The sequence below is a fragment of the Desulfosarcina sp. genome, from assembly GCF_055467485.1.
In genome coordinates, this window is record NZ_JBUOIV010000033.1 from 1 (window position 1) to 22,862 (window position 22,862).

At 56.1% G+C, this 22,862-nt stretch carries 15 protein-coding genes; 10 read left to right on the forward strand and 5 right to left on the reverse strand.

Translation table 11 applies throughout. From position 1 onward, the window contains the following. Positions 1–210: 210 nt before the first annotated feature. Positions 211–2,205, reverse strand: a complete 1,995-nt coding sequence (locus ACZCED_RS15570; RefSeq protein WP_462971550.1) for a PAS domain-containing hybrid sensor histidine kinase/response regulator — start codon at positions 2,203–2,205, stop codon at positions 211–213. A 796-nt stretch (positions 2,206–3,001) separates the two neighbouring features. Between ACZCED_RS15570 and ACZCED_RS15575 the strand changes: the two genes are divergently transcribed. The 3 genes from ACZCED_RS15575 (at position 3,002) to ggt (ending at position 7,974) form a co-directional block, all read left to right on the forward strand. Next, the gene (locus ACZCED_RS15575; RefSeq protein ID WP_462971551.1) at positions 3,002–3,241 is read left to right on the forward strand and encodes a hypothetical protein; all 240 of its coding nucleotides are present in this window, start codon (positions 3,002–3,004) and stop codon (positions 3,239–3,241) included. Between the two features lie 667 nt (positions 3,242–3,908). Beyond that, positions 3,909–5,267 carry a DUF945 family protein gene (locus tag ACZCED_RS15580; protein WP_464861154.1) on the forward strand — a complete coding sequence of 453 codons (1,359 nt, stop codon included), beginning with the start codon at positions 3,909–3,911 and terminating at the stop codon, positions 5,265–5,267. A gap of 805 nt (positions 5,268–6,072) precedes the next feature. Next, positions 6,073–7,974, forward strand: a complete 1,902-nt coding sequence (ggt, locus tag ACZCED_RS15585; RefSeq protein WP_462971553.1) for a gamma-glutamyltransferase — start codon at positions 6,073–6,075, stop codon at positions 7,972–7,974. Positions 7,975–8,111: 137 nt separating this feature from the next. Here ggt and ACZCED_RS15590 read toward each other — a convergent pair whose 3' ends face one another. Together ACZCED_RS15590 and ACZCED_RS15595 are read right to left on the reverse strand one after the other, a co-directional pair. Further along, the gene (locus ACZCED_RS15590; protein WP_464861155.1) at positions 8,112–8,747 is read right to left on the reverse strand and encodes a hypothetical protein; all 636 of its coding nucleotides are present in this window, start codon (positions 8,745–8,747) and stop codon (positions 8,112–8,114) included. Between the two features lie 164 nt (positions 8,748–8,911). Beyond that, a complete protein-coding gene (locus ACZCED_RS15595; protein ID WP_464861156.1) occupies positions 8,912–10,111 on the reverse strand; it encodes an MFS transporter in 1,200 nt (399 codons plus the stop codon). Positions 10,112–10,378: 267 nt separating this feature from the next. Here ACZCED_RS15595 and ACZCED_RS15600 point away from each other — a divergent pair, with 267 nt between their 5' ends. Together ACZCED_RS15600 and ACZCED_RS15605 are read left to right on the forward strand one after the other, a co-directional pair. After that, positions 10,379–11,878: an NTP transferase domain-containing protein gene (locus ACZCED_RS15600; RefSeq protein ID WP_462971556.1), complete on the forward strand. Its 1,500-nt coding sequence runs from the start codon at positions 10,379–10,381 to the stop codon at positions 11,876–11,878. 144 nt (positions 11,879–12,022) lie between these two features. Beyond that, positions 12,023–12,883 (forward strand): urea carboxylase-associated family protein, encoded by an 861-nt coding sequence (locus ACZCED_RS15605; RefSeq protein ID WP_462971557.1) that lies wholly within the window; start codon positions 12,023–12,025, stop codon positions 12,881–12,883. Positions 12,884–13,058: 175 nt separating this feature from the next. Here the strand turns inward: ACZCED_RS15605 and ACZCED_RS15610 are convergent, their stop codons facing one another. Beyond that, the gene (locus ACZCED_RS15610) at positions 13,059–13,271 is read right to left on the reverse strand and encodes a hypothetical protein (protein WP_462971558.1); all 213 of its coding nucleotides are present in this window, start codon (positions 13,269–13,271) and stop codon (positions 13,059–13,061) included. 768 nt (positions 13,272–14,039) lie between these two features. Here ACZCED_RS15610 and ACZCED_RS15615 point away from each other — a divergent pair. Next, positions 14,040–16,043 carry an AsmA family protein gene (locus tag ACZCED_RS15615; RefSeq protein WP_464861157.1) on the forward strand — a complete coding sequence of 668 codons (2,004 nt, stop codon included), beginning with the start codon at positions 14,040–14,042 and terminating at the stop codon, positions 16,041–16,043. Positions 16,044–16,135: 92 nt separating this feature from the next. On the opposite strand, the gene ACZCED_RS15620 is transcribed toward ACZCED_RS15615, so the two are convergent. Next, positions 16,136–17,110, reverse strand: coding sequence for a PHP domain-containing protein (locus tag ACZCED_RS15620; protein WP_462971560.1), 975 nt, complete (start codon positions 17,108–17,110; stop codon positions 16,136–16,138). A gap of 442 nt (positions 17,111–17,552) precedes the next feature. On the opposite strand from ACZCED_RS15620, the gene ACZCED_RS15625 reads away from it, so the two are divergent. The 4 genes from ACZCED_RS15625 to ahbD all read left to right on the forward strand — a co-directional run bounded on the left by ACZCED_RS15625 (position 17,553) and on the right by ahbD (position 22,748). After that, the gene (locus tag ACZCED_RS15625; protein WP_462971561.1) at positions 17,553–19,340 is read left to right on the forward strand and encodes an AAA family ATPase; all 1,788 of its coding nucleotides are present in this window, start codon (positions 17,553–17,555) and stop codon (positions 19,338–19,340) included. A 6-nt stretch (positions 19,341–19,346) separates the two neighbouring features. Beyond that, entirely contained in the window at positions 19,347–20,534 is a 1,188-nt protein-coding gene (gene ahbC / locus ACZCED_RS15630) for a 12,18-didecarboxysiroheme deacetylase (RefSeq protein ID WP_464861158.1), read from the forward strand. A 103-nt stretch (positions 20,535–20,637) separates the two neighbouring features. Then, complete coding sequence (hemB, locus tag ACZCED_RS15635; protein ID WP_462971563.1) at positions 20,638–21,612, forward strand: porphobilinogen synthase; 975 nt, start codon at positions 20,638–20,640, stop codon at positions 21,610–21,612. A gap of 26 nt (positions 21,613–21,638) precedes the next feature. Next, positions 21,639–22,748: a heme b synthase gene (ahbD, locus tag ACZCED_RS15640; RefSeq protein WP_462971564.1), complete on the forward strand. Its 1,110-nt coding sequence runs from the start codon at positions 21,639–21,641 to the stop codon at positions 22,746–22,748. Positions 22,749–22,862 lie beyond the last annotated feature (114 nt).

Here is a 22,862-nt window from a genome sequence, read left to right on the forward strand (position 1 = left end):
AAAATGATTTTGGTTGGCTGGTGATGAGTTGGAGTAATATTTACTGGTCAATATGTATTGGGGCCCACAGTAAACATTACTTAAATGCAATACAGACGCAACGTTTAGTAAACGCAGTCAGGTACAATAATATTGTATGCGGAAAATTTCTATTAAATTTCCAAGCATAGTCATCGTAATCTTAATTTGTATGATTTGGTTTGTCTAATATTACGACTCCCTCTTCAGCGCCTCAAAAAGAGAAGTTCCCAACAAACTTATTTGGTAAGGTTTCTGGATAAAACCAGCAAGCGGCTGCTTTGAAAAACGTATGGATAGCTCCTGCTGGCTGTAGCCGCTGGACAATAGAACGCAGGCATCCCGGTTGATGCGGCGTATCTCGTGAAAGGCCTCCTCTCCATCCATCCGTGGCATCGTGAGATCAAGAATAACGAAGTCGACCTGTTCATGTTTATCCTGGTACAGAGCTAACGCCTGCTCCCCATCCTCAGCGATGATTACGTTCATGCCTAAGCGTTCGAGCATGATCCGCCCAACATTTCGAACGATCTCCTCGTCATCCACCAGCAGCACGGTCTTGCCCTCGAGTTTCTTAAAATTGTCCGGTAGTCGCGATTCGTTTTGGGAAACCACGGATCTCGGAGATACGGGAAACAATACCTTAAAAGTCGTGCCCTTGCCAGGTTCACTGTATACGTTTATCGCGCCGTGATGCCCGCGCACGATCCCCATCACGGCTGCGAGTCCGAGGCCGCGGCCGGTAAACTTAGTAGAGAAAAAAGGATCGAAAATTTTGGTGACAGTCACCTCGTTCATACCCGGACCGGTATCGGACACTTCGAAAAACGAATATTCACCCGCGACCAAGTCATCGTCAAGATAGGTCTGCTCCAAGTACTCCTTGTCACACCACATGGTGCCAGTTCGTACCAGAATTTCCCCGTTTTTGTTGCCTATTGCCTCTGAGGCATTAATCACGAGATTCATTACTACTTGTCGAATCTGCGTAGAGTCCGCTTCAATGGGACGCACGTTCTCGGCGAAATCGAATCGGAGGGCTGCCTTCTTGGACCGAATGATACTTAGGAGATCCGCCATCTCCTGGACTAGTGTTTGAAGGTCGATGGTCTGGATGACGAACTTGCCCTTGCCCGAATAGGCGAGCATCTGGTTGGTGAGATCGGCAAGACGTTTAGCCGAAATTTCGATCTGATTGATGCGCGTTCTAACCGGATCGTCCGGGGGCATATCCATCAAGGCGAGATCGACGTTTCCCACGATGCCCATGAGCAGGTTGTTAAAATCATGGGCGATACCGCCTGCTAGCACGCCGAGGCTTTCAAGCTTCTGGGCGTGTTGGACTTGGCGTTCGAGGATCAATTTCTCTTGCTCGGCTTTTTTTTGCTCGGAGATATCCATTCCCAGGCCGGACAAGTATGGTTTGTCCCTGATGTCAATGCGTGTGCCAGTCATCAGGTAGGGCGTTGTGCTTCCGTCCTTCGACAAGAAGCTGGCCTCAACCGTGGCCCACCCCTCAGTAAACACCCGTCCAATAGCTTCACGCACAGATAGGCGTTCGTTCTTGGGGAAAAATAGGTCTGGAGTCATCTGGGAAATTTCGTTGGCAGTGTAGCCGGAAACTGTCTCTAAATTCCTATTCCAGCGCAGAAACCGGCCGTTCTGGTCGAAAACATAGAAGACTCCTGGGAGGCCATCCAGCATGGCGTCGGAAAGTCTTTTCTCCTCGATAAGTTCGGTTTCGGTTTGCTTGCGAGAAGTAATCTCGCGGTCTATCCCGCGGTATCCCTTGAGCGTGCCGTCTTTGTCGAAGAAAGGAAGCCCGCTGGTCTCGAGCACCACGAGCCGCCCATCTTTGTGAATGGCGATATTTTCCAGTTGGACGATCGGTTCGCTTTTCTCTACAAACTTTAGGAACACTGCATGGATCCGTTCCGCCTCGTCGGGCGGCATAAGGTCGAACGGTGTCTTACCAATGACGAACTCTGGTGTGTAGCCAAGGATCGATTCCACTTGCGGGCTGGAATAAGTGTAAACACCGTCCGTCGAAACCTCCCAGATCCAGTCACCTGTTGCCTCCACAAGTGTCCTGAAATGAGCTTCGCTCTTCCGAATTTTTTCGAATTTGACGAGCTTCTGGTTTAGTGTAGCCGCTTCATCACTGTTTTGGTTTCTCGATCCGGACACGGTTCCACTCCCTCAGGAGGTTGATCGTTTGCCTGTTGATTCACGATCAAAGTTTACCATACCGGATTGCGTCGTGTCGTGTACTTTTTTCCATGATCTTGCGGTGGTTATAAATCCCTGACAATCAAAATGTAGTGGTCGTTTGGACCGCCGATCCGATTGTGATTGCATTTTGCAACCTATCTATGTCGCATCAATCAACCAGATTGGAATAAATTGAGAGTATCCAAGAAAGGGTTGATCTGTCCAATATCGCTCACCGAATTCGAATTCTGTAGGGTTTCCAATTAAACGAATATCTCCGGGACAACGGTCCGACCGATTTCGTATCGACTTGCTCCAGCCGACCAATCCGCCCCCGGTCACCGCCAATGCGATTCATCCATCGACCGGAGACATTCGCTTGCGATGACCGAAACCGTACCGCCCCGATGCGCTGTCCAGTACTCCGCTGATGTTCGGGAAGTCCCGGCCTGCAATGACGACCAATAAAATGCCGATACATCCAACAAAGTGGCCGGCTGCATGTTCGACGGCCTATCGGTCGTGTACGTGTTCACAATGGAGGCATGAAAAATCAATTTCCGGTTCATAGCTGGCTGCCGTTTAAATGCATTCGTCTTAAAGGGGGGCAAGCATGGTTTAGATACCAACCATTTACGCCACTTCAAAACATCCTATCGTTTCAAAATTTCCTGGTTTTCTTACCCGCAATCGCATTTCCATCTTTTTTCTGACTCATGTGCCCAAACATGCTAAGGTTAGCGATATAACGGCAACCAAAGGGGGGCGGCCATTGAAAACCAAAATCACACTGCAAGCACTGGAAGGAAGAATTCGCAGGCGCTTATCAAAGGACAATCAATCGTTGTGTAAAACGAGAGTTCGAAAAAGGACAATTGAGAGCCTGGGGCCATACTACATCGTTAATGATATAACCAATTCCATCGCCGCTCAGGGGATCTATCCGGAACGGCTGGTGGAAATCGGAAAAGAGATGAATGCACTGGCCGCCTGGGAAGAGGTCGAAATTTAAGGCCAGGGTGTTGTTGGCTTTGAGATCGAAACGGTTCAACAAGCCGGTGAAAAACGATTGCCTATGCTCATGCTGCATTGAAAATGTTGAGACATGGACATTCTATGGCATATGAATAGAGCAGACTATTGATGGCCAATACGTTGTGATCCATACCCGGCGACCATTCCCTTGCCCCGTTCAGCTGTCTGCCTGCCAGGATTTTCCCTAATACCAACCGACACAGATGGTTTGCTGGTCGGCCGCTTTTCGCACGCACCGTTTCCGCCTTCTCGAAGGTCCTATCTCTATCGAAAGAAATAACCTTCGAGCACTTTTCCATACCAAACCCACTCGTTCCTGCATCGAGCCAGCTGACGGAAATGGGCGATTGCTTTTCATTTTTTGTACAATAATGATTTAATCGAGCAATATTCCCCGACTGATAAAAAATCAAATCGAAGAGAAATTATCATAAAATTGGATACATATACATAGACCAGAACGTTTTTTCGGCAATCGCTGCATGAAAATTGCTTACCTTTGTCGCCAAGTCTGCAGATACAGGTGCAGAAAATCAACCGATGATGTCGGGCAGCCTGATTCTATCGATAGTCGAACCTCAACAGAAATCGATCGAATCCCCTAACGGGCATGACGACATCGTTTTCGAAGTGAAGGAGCAGGCATGAAAAAAGCGATTGTTGTCGTGATAGTGATCCTTGGCATGGGTTTTTCCATTCCCTTTGCAAGCGGCCTGCTCATGGAGCGGACCGTCCGAAGTGCCTTTGAGGATATCAATTCGATTTACGCGGCCAGCGGCACCGGTTACAAATTGGAAATAGTCAGCTATGACAGGGGCTATCTGACATCGGACATCGAGTGGAAAATCGATCTGGGCGCACTCAAGGCGTTCTATCGGATCGAAGAAGTCGTTTTTAAGGAGCATGCCGAACACGGCTTTTCCGGTGTCTCCTCGACCACCAGCCTCGAGAAAAATCCCTGGTACGAAACGTTTATTGCCGAAAAGCTGCAAGGCCATGATCCGCTGCATATCTCCACCGAATACGGCCTTTTGGGCAACATTCAAAACACAGTTGAACTGGATGCCTTTTCCGTCGACGCCGAAGATGAAACCATCGATGTCAGGGCGGGCAGAATGGTCATGACAACAGACCGTGATCTGAAAAATTTCAATTCCTCGGGGTCCTGGGAGGGTTTGTCGGCCGGAGAAAAATTCGAGGTCAGCAACATATCCCTGACCTCCAACCTGAAAATGTTCTCGGCATTTATCTGGGACGGGGATGTCAGCTTCGACGTGCAGCATGTCAACGCCTGGGAAAAGGATGAAGGCTTTGATCTTCAGGGCCTGAGAGGCCGGTACCTTCTCATGGTCAACGATGACCGGTCGGCGACATCGTGGGAAGGGCGATTTTCGATCGACGGGCTGAAGGCCAACGACACGATGGTCGACAAGGCATCCGTGAGCCTGGCCATGAACGGGGTGGATGTGGACGGGTATGAAGCATTTATGCGAATGTATGCCCAGAACATGACCCAGTTCCTGGGCAACATGGCCGCCCTGGATGCAGATTCAGAAGCGGCCGGGGAAGCCATGAAAAAGCAGGTGGCGATGATCGGGTTCCAGATGATCGCCGCCTACGAAAAATTGTTGAAGCAGGGGCTCGAGTTCACGATCTCGGACCTGAACATTCAACTCGCCGAGGGAGAAATAACCGGCGGCATCAATCTGCGCCTGCTCAAGGACATGTCCTTCATGCAGTTCGCACCGATCGTCAGCCAGCCTGAACTGCTGTTCGACATTTTCTACCTGAAATCGGATTTCAGCCTGCCGGTCAACCTAGTTGGCGAAGCCCCCAAATTGCTCACGCCACTTTTCCCTGGCATGCCGACCGGCATTTTCGTAAAAAACGGCGACAACCTGGTCCACCAGGCGGAGACCGTCGACGGCAAGCTCATCGTAAACAGCCGGGAAGTGGTCTTGTCGCCACCAGGCAGCGTGCAACCGGCCTCGTCTTCCATCTGAGATTCCGCTTTGTGGTACCGGTATTTCGGTCTTAACGGATCAGTCTCAATGGTTGGTGAAAAACGATTATGCTTGGCCCTGCGGCGCTAATCTTCGGCGCGACATGCTCGTTGATCTGCCATTGACTGTGCTTTTTTACCGGCTTTGGCCTTCACATGCCTGCCCTCACGACGTTTTCCACACCTTTGTCAAACGAGTGTGACGGCGTGAAATGGCAAAAACATAAGAGAAGCCGAATATCCTGTCACTCCTTTCTTGGTGAGCGCCCATCTCCTCCATCGCGCGCTGCCATTACACGTTGATCCGCGAAAAATCCATTGACAATTGTCGATGCAGATTTTAGTTCTTGAACCAGATAGATCGGTCGTCAATGAACGCAGCACTTATCGAGGCCGTCTCTGTGCCCACCTTACTTCCGATCTCAGTGCGATTACTCGGATGACTATTTTCTGAAAAGGCCCCCCATTCGACCGCTCAAATGAACGCAACGCCCGTCTCACGTGGTCCTGCTTACGCCGATCTTGCCCCTTTGCATCGCTGATTTCCATTTTGTACATCGAATTGGATCCCGCGGCCAGTTTACGAACCGCAGTTGCTCCGTGGCTGGCGGGCTTTCTTTTTTCAATTCTCCTCAGATGGGGATACGGCTTGAAACATACAAGCAACAAACCACTATGGTTGAATTTAAAATTTCCGATCGTCGCCTCCAAAGCGGAACGCTGCCCCTTTGGAGGCAATCTCAATCTTTTCCTGCCTAACACCGTGAACAACAGTGGACCATCAATTTAAGACGAGGAGGAAAGTCATGAAAGCATGTCTATTTTCTAAGCGCTTATCCAGATGTCAAACGTTCACCGTCGTCGTGGCAATACTTGTGCTCATGGCACCGGCTGCCAGCTGGGGCAAAGGCAACCTGATGCTGGGTGTCCCGGGCGCTAAGGGCGGTGTGGTAACCACGAGCGAACCCAACGCAGCGAGAGTCGGCGCTGAAATATTAAAAAAAGGCGGCAATGCCATCGATGCGGCGGCAGCCGTACAGTTTGCCTTGAATGTTGTCGAACCTCAGTCCTCCGGGATCGGCGGCGGCGGCTTCATGGTGATATACCTGGCCAGGCAGAGAAAAACCGTGACCGTGGATTCCCGCGAGAAAGCGCCCGATGCCGCAACACCGGACATGTTCGTGCCGTTTCTCGCTTACGGCGGTCAAGCTTTCAGCCTGGCTTCCACCAGCGGCGTTTCGGTCGGCGTACCGGGGACCCTGCTAGGGGTAGCCACCGCTTTGGAAAAATGGGGAACCATCCCCTTAAGCGAAGCATTGGCACCGGCGATCGGACTGGCCCGGGACGGCTTCCGCGTCGGCCCCCGGTTGGCGGAGAGCACGGAAAGCACGCGCCTGCAAAACGAATTCGGCAATCCCGCCTATGACGAGGCCCGCAAGGTATTCCGTCCCGGCGGCTTACCCCTGCAGGAGGGAGCGCTGCTGGTGCAGCCTGATCTTGCCGAAACATTCCAACTGATTGCCGATCAAGGCCCGGCGGTGTTCTATGAGGGCGAGATCGCCGAAGCCATCATTGAAACCCAGATGGCCACCCGAACCGATGGCGGCAGCGAGATCGTCGCAGGCATCGGGCGCATGACCCTCGACGATCTTCAAAACTACGATGTCGCGATCCGCAGGCCGGTGGCGGATGACTATCGGGGATTTACCATCAAGGGCATGGGTCCCCCCTCGTCGGGCGCATTGACTGTGCTGCAAATGCTCAAGATGATGGAACGCTTCCCCATCGGCGATGCAGGCAAGGGATATGGGTTTGGCTCCACGCGCACCCTGAACGTCATGCTCGAGGCCGGCCGGCTGGCCTTCGCCGACCGCGCGGTCTGGATGGGCGACGAGGATTTCGTGGACGTCCCCAAAGCGGGCCTGCTGGACGACGACTACATCGCTATGCGCAGCGCATTGATCGATCCTGATTCCAGGCAGGCGGATGTAGAAGCGGATGATCCACGCCCCTTCGAGTCGAACGGATATTGGAAGAAACACAAACTGGCCCGTGCGGGCGCGGAAATGCAAAAGGGCGTCAACACCACCCATTTCAGTATCGTCGATCGTTTCGGCAATGTCGTCTCCTACACCACGACGATCGAGTCGGGGTGGGGTGCCGGGTTGATGGTGCCGGGATATGGCTTTCTGCTCAACAACGAGCTGACCGACTTTAATTTCAGCCCCGCCGCCGATCCGGACCCGGAGAACTTCAATCCCGGTGCCAATGATGTGGCAGCCAACAAGCGCCCGCGGTCGAGTATGTCCCCGACCATCGTATTCAGACACGGAAAACCGGTGGCTGCATATGGTTCTCCGGGGGGATCGACGATCATCAATTCGGTAGTCAACGTCACCATGAATCTCATCGATCACCAGCGCAACATTCAGGAAGCCATCGATTTACCGAGGATCTCCCAGACCAGCGCCAATGGCAGCCCCAACTGGGAAGCCGGCTTCTCCGAGGCGGTGATCGACGAGCTGAAAGCCGACCCCTTTGGGCACAACCTGGAGGATAGTCGCCTGACTGTCATCGGGTCGGTGCAGGGGGTCGTCATCAGCCCGGTGGGCAAACTGCAATACGGGGCTGCAGACCGGCGGCGTGTCGGTGGTGTGGTTACCGTAGACCTCAAGGAGATCGACGATTGCTGGCACTGCGGCTGGTAGCGGGAACTGCAATCCCAGAGCCTTGAGGTGGTGCGACACCGGAGGATTTTTTCGCTTGCCATGCTGGTGTGCACCGCCTTACCCTTCATGCCGGGACAACTTAACCGGTATGCACCCGGTAAGGGCCTGGATTGTCATCATCCATGCTTTTCAACCAGAGCCGCTGCCAGGCAATCGCAAAACCGAAAAGCCAGGGCAGTCGGACCGCCGGTATTTCCCGCTTCCGGTTTTCTCAACCGGGGCGACAGCTCGATGTGGTAGGCCAGCCAGCGCGGGTCGGTAATCGTCAATGTCTTGGTCGCCCTGAAATAGATGTCGGCAAACCGGCCGCAAACCGACACGTCCGCAAGGTCTGCATCCGCCAGGCACCGGCGTTCGATCGCCCTGGCCAACGCCTCGGAAGCGGTGGTGAACGCTGCTGAACCGCAGGAGATCTCGACATCGAACGACGATCGGACCTTTCCGTGCCCGTGGATTTCGACCAGGACGTCTGGGCGCCACGTGGCGATCTGCATCGTGTAGTCGCTGTTCAGGTGTTTGTTTGCATCGACGGTGGCGTTGCAGGCGACGATGCTGCAGCAGTCGAGCCGGTCGGCAAGGTAGCGCCCGACAAAACCGGTATTTTCGTCCGAATCGCCATGCTCCGGGCAAGGCAGGTGGGGTGTGCCGGCCGGGGCATGGTGGGGCACGCCGACGACGATGTCAGCGCGTCTGCGCGTCTCTACGATCAAGTGCGAGGATTGAGTCGATTCGAGCTTTGAATGGATATTCATTGTGTAGGCCTGTGCTTGCACCAGACGACATTGATCGATCAAGTTGGTCATCGGCCGGCGACGGTCCGATTAGGAACCTGACCATGACCGAAAGGCCCCAATCCCCTCACCCCACGGATGCGAGGGTACGTTGAAACCGCCTTCTTTCAGCCGGGGGCAACCCCTTACAGTCGGCATTCCCGCCACGGCTGAACCAGCAGGATCAGCCCGGCCGCCGTCAGGTACATCAGCCCCAGGTAGGAGAAAACCAGGGTGTAGTTGCCCTGGGTGACATCCAGGATGTGGCCGCTCAGCCATGGGCCAAGCGGCCCGGACACAAATCCGTAGGCGGTGAAGACCAGCCCGAAGATGGCCCCGAAGTGCACCATACCGAAACAATCACCGGCCAACGGGCCGGAGACCGCAAAGAGGGTCCCGAAGGCAAAGCCAATCACCGCCGCCAGCACGGCCCACAACCACAGACCGGCCAGATGGGGCATGATCAGGTAGGCCACGCCTGCGGCGGCAAAGCTCATCGCCATGATGCGGGACCGGCCGATCCTGTCCGAAAAATAACCGCTGATCAACCTGCCGCAGCCGTTGGTCAGATTGAACGCCGTGAGCAGGACGACGGCCCGTTCCAGGTTCAGGCCGCGAGCCAGGCCGAACCCGGTGGCCAGGACGATCATGCTGGCTCCGGCAGCGCCGGCAAACACCCAGGTCAGCCAGAGACACCAGAATTCACGGCTTTTCAGGGCATCCCCGACCGAGCGTCCGCCGGGTGCAGACGGCGCATCGGACACCGGCGTCGCCGTATCGCTCTCCGGAAACCGGATCAGGGCGGAAGCGGCCAGGCCGATGGTCAGCGCTGCGCAGCCCGCGGCCAGGGTCAAGGCTTCGTACCCCCATGTCGACAAAAGAACGGAGAAAATCGGAGACGTCACCGCTGCCGACAATCCGAAGGCCATGTTGAAAAAACCGGCAACCAGGCCGCGTTTTTCGGGATACCAGCGCTGGACCACCGTCAGTCCCGGGAGGTAGACAAAGGCCGACGAGGCGCCGACGGCAAACGCCCAGACGTTGACTTCGGTCATATTTGCGGCCTGGCTCAGCCAGATGACACTGCCGCCGCCCATCACCGCCCCTAAAGCAGCCAGTCGTCCCGGACCGTATTTCTCCTGCAGGCGCCCGCACAGGTACATGAAGCAGGTGGCCCCGGTGAGAATGAAAAACACCGCCCCGCCGATCGCCCCGCCGTCGGCGTCGAATACATGCTGCCAATGCTGGCGCAGCACTCCGGGGAGTCCGAAAATAAACGAGCCCGGCCAGAAAATGGCGCAGGCGCAAGCAACCAGGATGAAGGGTCTCGGGCTTTTTACCGGCATGCGGGCTCCTCGTTCGATAGCGAATCTACGTATGCGCATCGAGACGTTTAGCATGATGCCGGCAATTGGGCAAATGTCGGCCTGATTCTCCGACGATGCTGTAACGCCCTTCCCCCTTTAAACCGGCCATGGAATCAATTGCCAGAAAATCCGCTTTGTGCCTATAAGGAACCCCGACGATTAACGGCTTCGCAGAAAGCAGAAAAACCGTTGTCTTATGGGAACCCAATAAAGAACGGCTCTCGCGCGTTCATCGGGATTGCATCGATGGGATCCAGTTCGAAAAAAATTGCAGCCACCTGCCTGATCCTGGCCGGAGGAGAAGGCCGACGGCTCACGCCGGACAAGCCGCTTCTGGAAATCGACAACCGGCCGATCATCGAACGGACGGCCAGTGTGGTCGTCCCTCTGTTCGAAGCGGTGCTTGTCGTGACCAACACGCCGGAGAAGTATGCCTTCCTTGGTTTGCCGGTCGTCGGCGACGAGCGGCAGGGCTTTGGCCCCCTGATGGGGATCTACAGCGGCCTGCGCCGGATAAAACACGAGACGGCCTTTGTGTGCGCAGCGGACATGCCCTTTTTGGACGAGACGATCATCAGGCGCCAAATCATAGAACTGGGTGAATTCGACATCGTCGTGCCCTGCCCGGGGAAAAGGCCGGAGTTTCTGCACGCCTTTTATCGCCAACGCTGCCTGCCGGCAATCCGCGACAACCTCGATGCCGGCATCTTCAAGATCGAAATGCTGGTACCGCGCTGCAAAACGCGGCGCCTGGAAAAAGAGTGGTTCGCCAAAAACGGACTGGCACAGGGGATGGACCGCGCGTTCACCAATATCAACACGATGCGTGACTATCGCCGCTGGACCGGACAGGAGGACGGACAGCCGGGCGGGGTATCCGGCCCGAATGCACTCCAATCCATAGCACCCGACCTGCTGCGTGAAATTCGCCGGAGCCTGATCGATCAGGAAAGCGCCTTTCAGGCCAGGTTTACCCAAGAGACCTTTTCCAGCATCTGGTCCCACAGCGCCAGGGTCGCCCGTATCGCCCATCACATCGCCCGGGCGGAGGGCTGGGAGGAGGAACCGGCACTGCTGGCGGGCCTGCTGCATGACAGCGGCAAGTTCGCCAGGGGAAGCTATCACGAGGACGACACCCCGGAAGAGGAAAATGCCGTCCGGTTTGCCCGACGGATCCTATCCGGCACCGCCTACGCGAAATGGCTCCCGTCGATCAGCGATGCCATCCTTTCCTCGTACCTCGAGGGCAAGGCGACCAGCGACATCGGTCGCGCGGTGTACGATGCGGATTGCCTCGACAAGCTGGGCAGCCTGGGGGTCGCCCAGTTTTTCGCTAAAAAGGCCCTCCGGCGGCAATTTCTGGACGATGACGTCATGATCCGGACCAGTATCGAGTTGACCTATGCCCATCACGCGCCGGAGACCCTGAAAACGGCGACCGGCCGTTCCCTGGCCCGCAAACGAAAGGTACGGACACGCCGGTTTTACACCGATCTCCTGGATGAATGGAAAGAGCTCGGGCTTGGCGCATTTACCATCGTAGAGGATGACATCGCGGGGATCGTCTGTATCCTCGTGGTTCCCGGTTCGTGCTCGTGCGGCGGGCGGTTTGAACGCCAATCCGATATCCGCGATTCGTTGAAGTGCCGGTCCGTCGTCGTATGTTACCGGTGCAGGGCCTGCGGGCTTGAAAACGAGTTTTCCTTCTGCCTCCCGAACGTCAGGGGGCTGCCCCAAAAGCCATGAGGCGAGTTGAATGCCTCCCGGGAGCTAAAAAACCCGATCTGCCTGATCGCCAAAGCGGGGACCGTTGTCTCGATAACGGATTGACATTGCCCATGTAATTTCTTTACAACGCATCTATTCCTTCTACCTTCGGAAAGGATACCGATGAAACGCACCCCCCAATGCCTGGCGCCGGCTGACGCCGATGCCCGCAGGGCGGTCAAGCCGGTGATCTGCTACCCGGTCGACACGCTCCCCCGGCCGGACATGACCACTTATGCGGCCGCGCGCCAACGAATGGAACTGACGGAAGTGGTGGTTGTGCCGCCGCGGGAGGCCCGAACCTTTCGTGTACCGGCAGGCCATTTTTTCAGGATCGTCAGCGTGGACGGCCCGCAGGTGGGCGACCTGAATCTCTGGGCGGAGAAGGATCTGTCGGAGCGGTTTTACAGCGGCAAGACCCGCGCGCTTCACGGCACTCACCTGAGCACCGGCGACCGGATGTGGAGCGGTTTCCCCCACATGCGCCCGATGGCGACGATCACCCATGACACCCTCGACTGGTATGGATTCGATGCGGATGGCGGCAGCGTGCACGATGTGATCGGCACACGCTGCGATCCCTATACCGGCCGGCTGCTTGGCGGGCGGGACTATCACCATTGCTGCCATTCGAACCTGACCCGCGCCCTGGCCGCCGAGACCGGCCTGCCGCTGCATCAGGCCGAGCCCCATGTGCATGATGTCCTCAACGTCTTCATGTGCACGGGCTTCACCCGTGACACGCACCAGTATTTCATGAAGGCCAGCCCGGTGCGTCCCGGCGACTATCTCGAATGCTTCGCCGAGATCGATCTGCTGGGCGCGTTGTCGACCTGCCCCGGCGGCGACTGCAGCACGGAGCATTCCAGCGATAAAGCGGCCTGTTACCCGCTGAAGGTCGAAATTCACCGACCCGACCCCGATGCGCTGACCGGCTGGGCGCCCCCCGCACCGTCAGCCTATTCGCGCAGCCACGGGATGTGAAGAATTTTAGAATAGTTTTAAACCGAACCAAATAAAAAGCCTGGACAATGGCTTGACCCATTTTCCAGGCTGCTTTTTTTAGAGGAGATGCTGGTTTATCAACGGGCAACCCGCAGGAAGCTGTCGTCGACCCCATCTACGACCGACGTTTATACCCGGCGAGGCGTGGTCGTCATCAGCCCTTCACGCGCTTGACGGTGCCGTTGGCCATCAGCGATTGCAGCTGATTGAGCAGGTTTTGCTCTTGCCGATCGATGTGGTGATCCTCATTGGCCACCTTCATGATGGCATCGTATTCGGAGCTGGTGATTTCGCAGTCGGCAATGGCCTTGTGGATCAAGTCTGCCAGCTTTTCCGATGATTTGCTTAATTTTTCTCCTGGCCTCATATTCTCCTCCTGTGTCCGATGATGGTTTGGCTACGTGGGTTGTCCGAAAATCGTGCAATGAACGTGGCTGTGATTGGTTGAACATGAAATGGCCGGCATGACACCGTTCCCTCAGTCCTTGCCATTCTTATTGATCTCCCGAGTCAAACAGCCTGCCCTGTGCATGTGGTCAGGCAGTCCCGATCGGGTTGATCAATTTCGAGGGGATAGCCATTGACAGGAATCACATTTTAAATGCAAGAATATCTCAAATGGCCGCTGGTTTGTCAAGGCAGATAGGAAAGCAATATATTTAAATAATATCATTCAGTTATATCCCAACTCAGATCTTACGACGGATGGCACCTTCACGAAATGGTTGCCTGGCCGGGCGGACATCTGAGAATATGATATGCCTGTCCAGGTCGCGGGCTCGCATCGCCATATTCAAACCACACCGTTGCGGGGTCAGTCACGGAAATGGCGACATCCGGGCCATCCCGTATCCGCTGGGACGGAGGAACCGTCGTCGCCTTGGGCTTTACATCTATCCAGGCGTACTTAAGTTGCAGACAACGCACTGACGGGGAAGCGCCCACTCGGACCCCAGGCGACCAATGGACACTGTCGGCACCGACAGATGCTGCCGCCAAACCGATCGATCGCAGGCGGCGGCCTTTTCATTTCATTGAAGCCACGCCCCGGAACTGCGCTACCGGAGGCAGGGTAATGCGGATAAATGCCTGACACGTAAAACTCAGATCCGGATCAAGGAGCAGGAGACATACCATGAATAAAACCGTGAAATGGATTCTTTTCGTTGCCGGTTCACTGGTGGCGTTGATCGTCATCGCCGTGATCGTCCTGCCGATGGTCATCGACGTCGAAAAGTACAAACCCCAGATCGAGCAGCAGGTCACCAAGGCCACCGGACGCAGCTTCAAGCTGGGCGGCGACCTGAAACCGTCCATATTTCCATGGGTCGGTGTACGCTTGTCGGACCTGCACCTGGGAAATCCTTCCGGTTTCAAGGAAAAAGATTTCCTTTCGGTGGCCTCTTTTGAGGTGCGCGTCAAACTCCTGCCCCTGTTGTCACGAAATGTCGAAGTCAAACGGTTCGTTATGAACAAACCGGTAATTGTGCTGGAAAAACGCAAGGACGGCAAAGGCAGCTGGGAAGACCTGGGCCAACCCTCTGAAAAACCGGCAGTGCCGGCAAAGGAAAAGCCGGCGCCGTCGTCCACCGGCGAGCTTCCCATCAAGGGGTTGCTGATTGGAGAATTTGCCATCACCGACGGCCTGATCGTGTGGCTGGACCAAGCCGCCGGCGTTCGCAAGGAGGTCAAGGACATCGACCTGGTGTTGACGGATGTCTCCTTTGACAAAGCTATCGGGGTGGCTTTTTCGGCATCGGCCGACCAGAAGCCGCTTAAACTGTACGGCACCATCGGCCCGGTGGGGGCTCAACCCGGAAAAAACCCCGTGCCGATGGAGCTGGCCATCAACCTGCTCAACGAACTGGATGTCAAGCTGAGCGGTCGGATCGACCCGTCCCCAGCGGTGCCCACATTCGATGTTGCCGTGAACGTGGCCGAATTTTCGCCCCGCAAGGTAATGGGCCAACTGGGCGAAACACTCCCCTTTGAACCGGCCGACGCCAAGGTGCTTAACGCCGTTGCCCTGTCACTCAAGCTCAAGGGTACCCCACAAAACATCGTCGTGTCCGACGGCAAATTGAAACTGGACGACTCCCAGGCCACTTTTTCCGCCCAGGTCGGCGAGTTCGACAAGCCCAACCTCAAGGCTGACCTTAACCTGGATGGTATCGATCTGGATCGCTACCTGCCGCCTCCTGCCACTGAAAAGGCCGGTGCGGCGTCTCCCGGAAAACCGCCGGCGGCGCCGACCGCGAAAAAGACCGATTACGCTCCGCTGCGCCGCCTGGTGATGGATGCACGCTTCAAAGCCGGTGAACTGAAGGTCAAAAAAGCCCGCATGCAGAACCTTGAGGTCCGGGTCAGCGCACGCAATGGCATTGTCCGGTTGGATCCACTCAAAATCGACCTTTACCAGGGCAGCCTGGCCGGCACCGGCACGCTCAGTGTTCAGAAGGAAAAGCCCGAGACAGCCATGGAACTGGCAATCAAGGGCATCCAGGCCGGTCCACTGATCAGGGACGTAATGGCCAAGGAATTGATTGAAGGCGCCATGGCCGCCGATATCGGTCTGAATTTCTCCGGAGACACCCCCGATGGCATCCGCCAGACGCTCGGCGGCAAAGGCGACCTGCGCTTCACCGACGGCGCGATCGTCGGCATCGACCTGGCGTCGATGGTGCGCAACGTGAATACCGCCTTCGGCTTTGGCCAACAGCCCTCGGAAAAGCCACGCACCGACTTCGCAGAACTGCAGTTGCCCTATACGATCACCAGCGGACTGGTTAAAACCGATGGCTCCAGGCTGGTCTCTCCCCTGCTGCGTGTATTGGCTGCCGGCAAGGCCGACCTGGTCAAAGAGACGTTGGATTTTCGTGTAGAACCCAAATTTGTCGCCACCATCCAAGGCCAGGGGGACACGACCCAGCGCAAGGGGATCCTGGTACCGGTGATGGTGTCGGGCAGCTTCGGATCACCCACATTCACGCCGGATCTCAACGCCATTCTGGAACAACGGCTTGACCAGTCCCTGCCCGACAAGGAAGCATTGAAAAAGATGGTGCCTTCGAAGGAAGCGGCCGGGAAGATGGTGCAGGAAGGCGTGAAAGGCCTGCTCAAGGGGTTGGGCAACCAGTGAGCGGCCCCGTCCGAGCCGTTACCCGCCGGATTGAATCGCCAACGGGCAGCTTCAGGTGAACCGCCCGACAAACGGATGATGTTCGCTTCTGTTCAGGTGATCAATGAAAAAATGACCAGCGGCAGGGCATTGTAGTTGATCTTCAGAAAAGTCAGGCCGGCGACGAAAAAGAACGCTTTTTTCAAGTGCCTGTCGTTGATTCGCTGCCAGACTTGTTCAGAGGCCTTGCGGGTGCAAAAGCGGACCACGCTCTTGCCATAGCGGATGTTCTTTTCGACGATGTCCGGATAGTTGTTGATGCTGTTTTTCAACTTGGCGCCGTTGGACTGGATTTTTTTCAACAGCTTCGATTCGGTCCCCATCACCTTGGCCTCTTTGCGGTTTACGGCATCCAGAAAGGCTTTCCGGCTGCGGGCACAGTCGGCATAGGTGACCACAAGACCCATTTCCGGAAGGCTGTGACCGTCGCTGCCACCGGTAATGGCACGATTCAGATTGAATCCCAGCAGGGCACTTTTCAAATTCCAACGCTTCAGATTCTCCGAATTGATCACCTCTACACCATCGGCCATCCGCAGCAGGCGGTCCAGCTGCGCTTCCGAGAAGCTGTGGTTGCATATGCCGGTGAAGGCGGCCGAATAGGGATGCGGGAAGATGACGACGCTGTTGTATTTCCTGGCACGCCGGACGATTGATTCCACATCCAGGTCGATCGACGACATGACTGTCGGCCCCATGAACGGCTTGACATCGGCGGCATAAAAGTTCTTGAGGTCATCGATATGGTAAAAATAGACCAGCACGTGAGTCCCTTCGAGGGAGGTTACCTCGATGCCGGGAATGCTGAGCACATCGTCATGACCGTCGAGTTCCACAGCCCCATCGATGGCATTATGGTCGGTGATGGCAATGCCGATCCCCAGTTGCCGGGCCCGCTGGGCAATCTCTGCCACGGTATCGGTGCCGTCTGAAAAGCGGGAGTGGAAGTGCAGATCAACCACGGTATTCGAGTTGCATAGCGCAGTCAGATCGGGAGCCTCAAATTGAATTCGATTGAAATTGTCCATGTATCCTGTTCGACCAGCGTTGTCGGCTTTGGGTGAAGGATCCAGCCAGTAAAAATAATCTACCTGCATCCTGTGTCAACATTTATTTTCATTCTCGCGCTTGAACAGCGCGTTGGCCCGGTGCCATGTATCTGACCAACCAGACTTTATTATCGGCAGTCGGTCAGGATCCTAAAGCCGTTTTTCGGGTCGGGCGACGTGCCTTCGCCCCTCCTTTTTCCCATGGTGGCTTTCCCCCTTGGACAACTTGAATTTGTCTGGCCAGGTGCTTATACTCACCCATAATGAGAGGCGGCGACACTTAAAACGAGCCGTTCAGGACAGTCGGCAAGCCCTTTCCCCGCAGCGGTGAAATAGGTTCTCTTCACTGCGGGAAGACGGCGAGCCTCGGTCCTGGACCGCTTTCCAGGCCGCGTGAACGTGAACCGATGACGAGTTGATCATGAGCCAATACAACGAAAAAATTCCCGACCCCAAAGAACTGGAGAAAGAGCTGGGTGATTTCCTGGCTAAAAAATTCGGCGGCAGCGTAAAACTGGCAACGCCCATCGTCATGCCCCAGACAGCCAGCACTGACGAAGGCGAGGCACCGCCGAAAGACCACAAAACGATCAATTTCGATCTAAAACCCAAGGATCTGGTCTCCTATCTGGACCAGTACATCGTCAAACAGACGGCGGCCAAAGACACGCTGGCCACCAAAATCTGCACGCACTTCAACCGGATCAAGCATATTCAAAGCGCCCCGGACGAATTTGTCGACATGGTCGGCATCATCAAGAACAACGTGCTGATGCTGGGCCCTACCGGCGTGGGCAAGACCTACATGGTGCGGCTCATCGCCAAGAAAATCGGTGTACCGTTTGTCAAAGGGGACGCCACCAAATTCAGCGAGACCGGATATGTCGGCGGGGATGTGGAGGATCTGGTTCGAGATCTGGTCAAAGAGGCCGACGGCGACATCCAACTGGCCCAGTATGGCATCATCTACATCGATGAAATCGACAAAATAGCATCCAGCCACAACCTGATCGGTGCAGACGTTTCCCGAACCGGTGTCCAGCGCGCGCTGCTCAAACCCATGGAGGAAACCGACGTGGATCTGAAAGTCCCCCACGATCCGGTATCCATGCTGCAGGAGATCGACAGGTTCAGGAAAACCGGCAAGAAGGAAAAGAGCAGCATCAATACCAAGCACATTCTGTTTATCATGAGCGGCGCCTTTTCCGGTATCGACAAGATTATCTCCCGGCGCATCGCCGACCAGAAGATCGGGTTCGGGGCCTCCCTATCAGACCCGTCCCAGGATGCTGACATCCTGACCAAGCTAAAATCCGAGGATCTCGTCGAGTACGGATTTGAATCCGAGTTCGTCGGCCGGCTCCCCGTACGCACCATATTCGAACGGCTGACGGAACTGGATCTTCGAGACATCCTTGAAAACCCCAACAATCCCATCGTTCTGGGCAAAAAGCTGGATTTTGCCGCCTACGGCATCGACATCAAGTTTCAGGCCGACGCCCTGGCCGAGTTGGCCCGTCGGGCCTACGATGAGAACACCGGCGCACGCGGGCTGGTCAGCGCCGTTGAAAGCGCCCTGTTGCCTTTCGAAAAAACCTTGCCATCCACCACGATCAAACGCTTTGCCGCCACCCGCCAGGTGATCGATCGACCGAACGAAAGCCTGAGCGACCTGCTCGAGCGGCCCGGAGACGAGACATTCAGGCAGGCATTCGACCAACTGGCAGAAGAAGAGTGTCAACGCATTGTAGACTATGTGACGGCCAACCGGAAAACCTTCGCCGAAAAATACGGCATCCAACTGACGGAATCACGCATCGAACTGGCCGCCAGGGCCTATTGCAACCTGGTGACCGACATTGAAAAAGTGCTGAAAAAGATAAAAACCTACTACGAAGAGACCAAGACCATAGAGCTTTACTTTATCAAAAATCATGGTATTAACATTGTCCTGGAAGAAGAGGCCATCGATCACATCATTGGGCAATGCTTCAATGCCCGGGGCATGCCGGAAGACTATTACCGCAAGTTGACCGCTGATTTCGAACATGGCCTGAAGCTGGTTCGCGAAAAAACAGGACGGACTCGCTTCTTTATCACCCGGGAGGCGCTGGAAAAGCCGGACGGCTACATAGCCGCTCTTCTCAGGCAATCCGGCGACGACCGTCTCCGACTCACGCCGAATCCCGACAATCTGCTGAAAGGCTGAATTTACATGATCGGAATATCCAAGCTTTACTGCGGAACCGTTGAGCCCTCGGATGCCCTTCGATACGGCCGCCATTCGTCCACCCTGCCCTCCCACCTGCTGCAGTTTTCCAAGGACAAACGGCCGGTGGTCGTATGGAATGTGACCCGCAAATGCAATCTCAAGTGCGTTCACTGCTATGCCCAGGCCACGGAAGAATCCGTGGCCAACGAGCTCTCCACCGACGAAGGGAAAACACTGATCGACGATCTGGCCCAGTTCGGCGCGCCGGTCATGCTTTTCTCGGGCGGTGAGCCCCTAGTCAGAAAGGACCTTCCCGAACTGGCCGCCTACGCCGTCGAAAAAGGCATGCGGGCGGTGATCTCCACCAACGGCACCTTGATCACCGCCGGCTTGGCCAAAACACTCAAATCAATCGGCCTTTCCTACGTGGGCATCAGCCTGGACGGCATGCAGGGGATCAACGACAAGTTCAGGGGTGTACCCGGTGCTTATGACAAAGCCCTGGAAGGTATCCGCAACTGCCAGGACGCGGGCATCAAGGTGGGATTGCGCTTTACCGTCAACAAGTTCAATGTGGGTGACATTCCTGCCATCTTCGATCTGCTGGAGGAGATGGACATCCCCCGGGTCTGCTTTTACCACCTGGTCTATGCCGGCCGGGGATCCAAAATGGTGGAAGAAGACCTCAGCCTGGAAGGCACCCGCAAGGCGGTCGACCTGATCATCGACCGGACCAAGGCCCTTCACGACAAGGGCCTGGCCAAGGAAGTGCTCACGGTGGACAACCACGCCGACGGACCCTACCTCTACCTGCGGCTGCTGAAGGAAGATCCCCAACGGGCCGCCGAGGTTCTTGAACTGCTCAAGATGAACGAGGGCAACAACTCGGGCCGCGGCATCGGCTGCGTCAGTTGGGACGGCGAGGTGTATGCCGACCAGTTCTGGCGCCACCACAGCTTCGGCAACGTCCGCCAGCGACCCTTTTCCCAGATCTGGACCCAGCCGGAAGACGACCTGTTGTTAAAACTCAAGGAAAAAAAGATCCACGTCAAGGGCCGCTGTTCCACCTGTGCGTGGCTGGATGTCTGCGGCGGCAACTTCCGGGTGCGCGCGGAAGCGATTCACGATGACGTGTGGGCACCGGACCCGGCCTGCTATCTCACCGATGAGGAGATCGCCCAGACCATATAAGGCCCGCCGTGGCAGGCAGCGTCCGTGGTGATTCGTGGTCAACCCGAGCGAGGGACGCCGCCACGGACCTTTACACCCTGAACGACCATTACCAGGAGTTGACATGCTGTTTCCCGATTATCGCCCCCGAAGGATGCGCCAGAGTGAGGCATTTCGCAAAATGGTCCGCGAGACGGCCCTTTCCGTCGACGATTTCATCCTGCCGCTGTTCGCCGTCGACGGGAAAGGGGTCAAAGACCCCATCGAGGCCATGCCCGGCCAATACCATTTGTCCATCGACAACTTGGTCAAGACAGCCGGACAGGCTTACGACTTAGGGATCCCCGCGATTATTCTTTTCGGCGTCCCGCCGAAAAAGGACCCGTTGGGCACTCAGGCTTACGCCAAAGACGGCATCGTCCAGCGGGCCATCCGTGCGGTCAAGAACAAGGTGCCGGAACTGGCGGTGATCACCGATGTGTGCCTGTGCCAGTATACCGACCACGGCCACTGCGGCTTTGTGGACGGCCATACCGTGGACAATGACGCCTCACTGGATCTTCTGGCAAAGACAGCCCTATCCCATGCCGTGGCGGGTGCCGACATGGTGGCCCCGTCCGACATGATGGACGGCCGGGTCGCCGAAATCCGGAACACGCTGGACGAAAACGACTATGCACAGATCCCTATCATGTCTTACGCCGCCAAGTATTGTTCGTCCTATTACGGACCGTTTCGGCAGGCGGCCCACAGCGCGCCCCAGTTCGGGGACCGCCGCACCTACCAGATGGATCCGGCCAATGCCAGGGAGGCCATCCGCGAAGCCACCATGGACGTGGAGGAAGGGGCCGACATCATCATGGTGAAACCGGCACTGGCTTACCTGGATATCATTTGCCGGATCCGTGACGAAGTTGACCTGCCCGTGGCGGCATACAATGTCAGCGGCGAATATTCCATGATCAAGGCTGCTGAAAAAATGGGCTGGCTCGACGGCCAGAAGGTCATGATGGAAACCCTTACCGCCATCAAACGGGCTGGGGCCGACATGATCCTGACCTATTTTGCCATGGATGCCGCCGCCCTGATCAACGGATGAGTGCCTTCAAAGGATAGATTAGACCGATGCCCTCCCATCCCCGCACAGAAATAGACAAACCGCCCCATGCGCACGGCAAGGGCAGCGCCCTTCGCCTGGTTGCCTGGGAAACGACCCGAAACTGCAATCTGTCCTGTGTTCACTGCAGGGCCGCCGCCACCACCGGCCCCTACCAGGGAGAACTGGACACCGACCAGGGGTTGAAACTGCTGGATGAGATCGCCGAGGTGGGAAAACCCATCATCATCCTCACCGGCGGGGAGCCGCTGCTCAGGGATGACATCTTCGACCTGGCCAAACATGGCGACAGCCTGGGGCTGAGGATGGTTATGGCCCCCAACGGGACCCTGATCACCCCGCAGGTGGCCGAAAAAATGGCGGCTTCCGGCATCCGCCGGATCAGCGCCAGCATCGACGGGGCCACCAAGGCGTTTCACGACAAGTTCCGCGGTGTAGAGGGTGCTTTCGACGCCGCCATCAGCGGTATCGAATATGTGAAAGCCGCGGGAATCGAATTTCAGATCAACACCACCATCACCAAAAGCAATCTGGACCAGATCCCCAGGATTCTTGAACTGGCCGAACGGCTGGGTGCGGTGGCCCATCATATTTTTTTGCTGGTCCCCACCGGCCGGGGAAAGTATATCGTGGATCAGACCATTGACGCCAAGGAATATGAAGCCACCCTGAACTGGTTTTATGACCAGCGCGAAAAAACACCGCTGCAGCTCAAGGCCACTTGCGCGCCCCATTACTATCGGATATTGCGTCAGCGGGCAAAAGCGGAAGGAAAGACGATCTCTTTCCAAACGCACGGGCTCGATGCCGTGACCCGCGGCTGCCTGGCCGGCACGGGATTCTGTTTCATTTCCCACACGGGTGTCGTGCAGCCGTGCGGCTACACGGATGTTAACTGCGGCGACGTCACCCGGACCCCCTTTGGCGAAGTCTGGAACCACTCGCCGATTTTTCTGAAACTTCGCGACTTCAAACAGCTGGAAGGAAAATGCGGCGCCTGCGAGTACCGGGCAGTCTGCGGCGGTTGCCGGGCCAGGGCCTTCGAGGCCAGTGGCAGCTACATGGCAGAGGAACCGCTATGCGCCTTTCAACCGGAAAAAGCATCACCTTCCATGTGATGGGGCGCGTCAGGATGCCAGCATCAGGCAGCCGGTTGGCATTGGATCCGGAGCCGCTGTTCACGGCAAAACGTTACCATCGACCACTACATTTTGCGGTTACCTCGACGACTA

What these genes read in the sequence shown, in the direction of transcription:
- ACZCED_RS15590 (WP_464861155.1), bottom strand. Translation starts at nt 8,747, where the DNA reads ATGAATATCCATTCAAAGCTCGAATCGACTCAATCCTCGCACTTGATC.
- ahbD (WP_462971564.1), top strand. Translation starts at nt 21,639, where the DNA reads ATGCCCTCCCATCCCCGCACAGAAATAGACAAACCGCCCCATGCGCAC.
- ACZCED_RS15595 (WP_464861156.1), bottom strand. Translation starts at nt 10,111, where the DNA reads ATGCCGGTAAAAAGCCCGAGACCCTTCATCCTGGTTGCTTGCGCCTGC.
- hemB (WP_462971563.1), top strand. Translation starts at nt 20,638, where the DNA reads ATGCTGTTTCCCGATTATCGCCCCCGAAGGATGCGCCAGAGTGAGGCA.
- ACZCED_RS15620 (WP_462971560.1), bottom strand. Translation starts at nt 17,110, where the DNA reads ATGGACAATTTCAATCGAATTCAATTTGAGGCTCCCGATCTGACTGCG.
- ACZCED_RS15615 (WP_464861157.1), top strand. Translation starts at nt 14,040, where the DNA reads ATGAATAAAACCGTGAAATGGATTCTTTTCGTTGCCGGTTCACTGGTG.
- ahbC (WP_464861158.1), top strand. Translation starts at nt 19,347, where the DNA reads ATGATCGGAATATCCAAGCTTTACTGCGGAACCGTTGAGCCCTCGGAT.
- ACZCED_RS15580 (WP_464861154.1), top strand. Translation starts at nt 3,909, where the DNA reads ATGAAAAAAGCGATTGTTGTCGTGATAGTGATCCTTGGCATGGGTTTT.
- ACZCED_RS15625 (WP_462971561.1), top strand. Translation starts at nt 17,553, where the DNA reads ATGAGCCAATACAACGAAAAAATTCCCGACCCCAAAGAACTGGAGAAA.
- ACZCED_RS15600 (WP_462971556.1), top strand. Translation starts at nt 10,379, where the DNA reads ATGGGATCCAGTTCGAAAAAAATTGCAGCCACCTGCCTGATCCTGGCC.
- ggt (WP_462971553.1), top strand. Translation starts at nt 6,073, where the DNA reads ATGAAAGCATGTCTATTTTCTAAGCGCTTATCCAGATGTCAAACGTTC.
- ACZCED_RS15605 (WP_462971557.1), top strand. Translation starts at nt 12,023, where the DNA reads ATGAAACGCACCCCCCAATGCCTGGCGCCGGCTGACGCCGATGCCCGC.
- ACZCED_RS15610 (WP_462971558.1), bottom strand. Translation starts at nt 13,271, where the DNA reads ATGAGGCCAGGAGAAAAATTAAGCAAATCATCGGAAAAGCTGGCAGAC.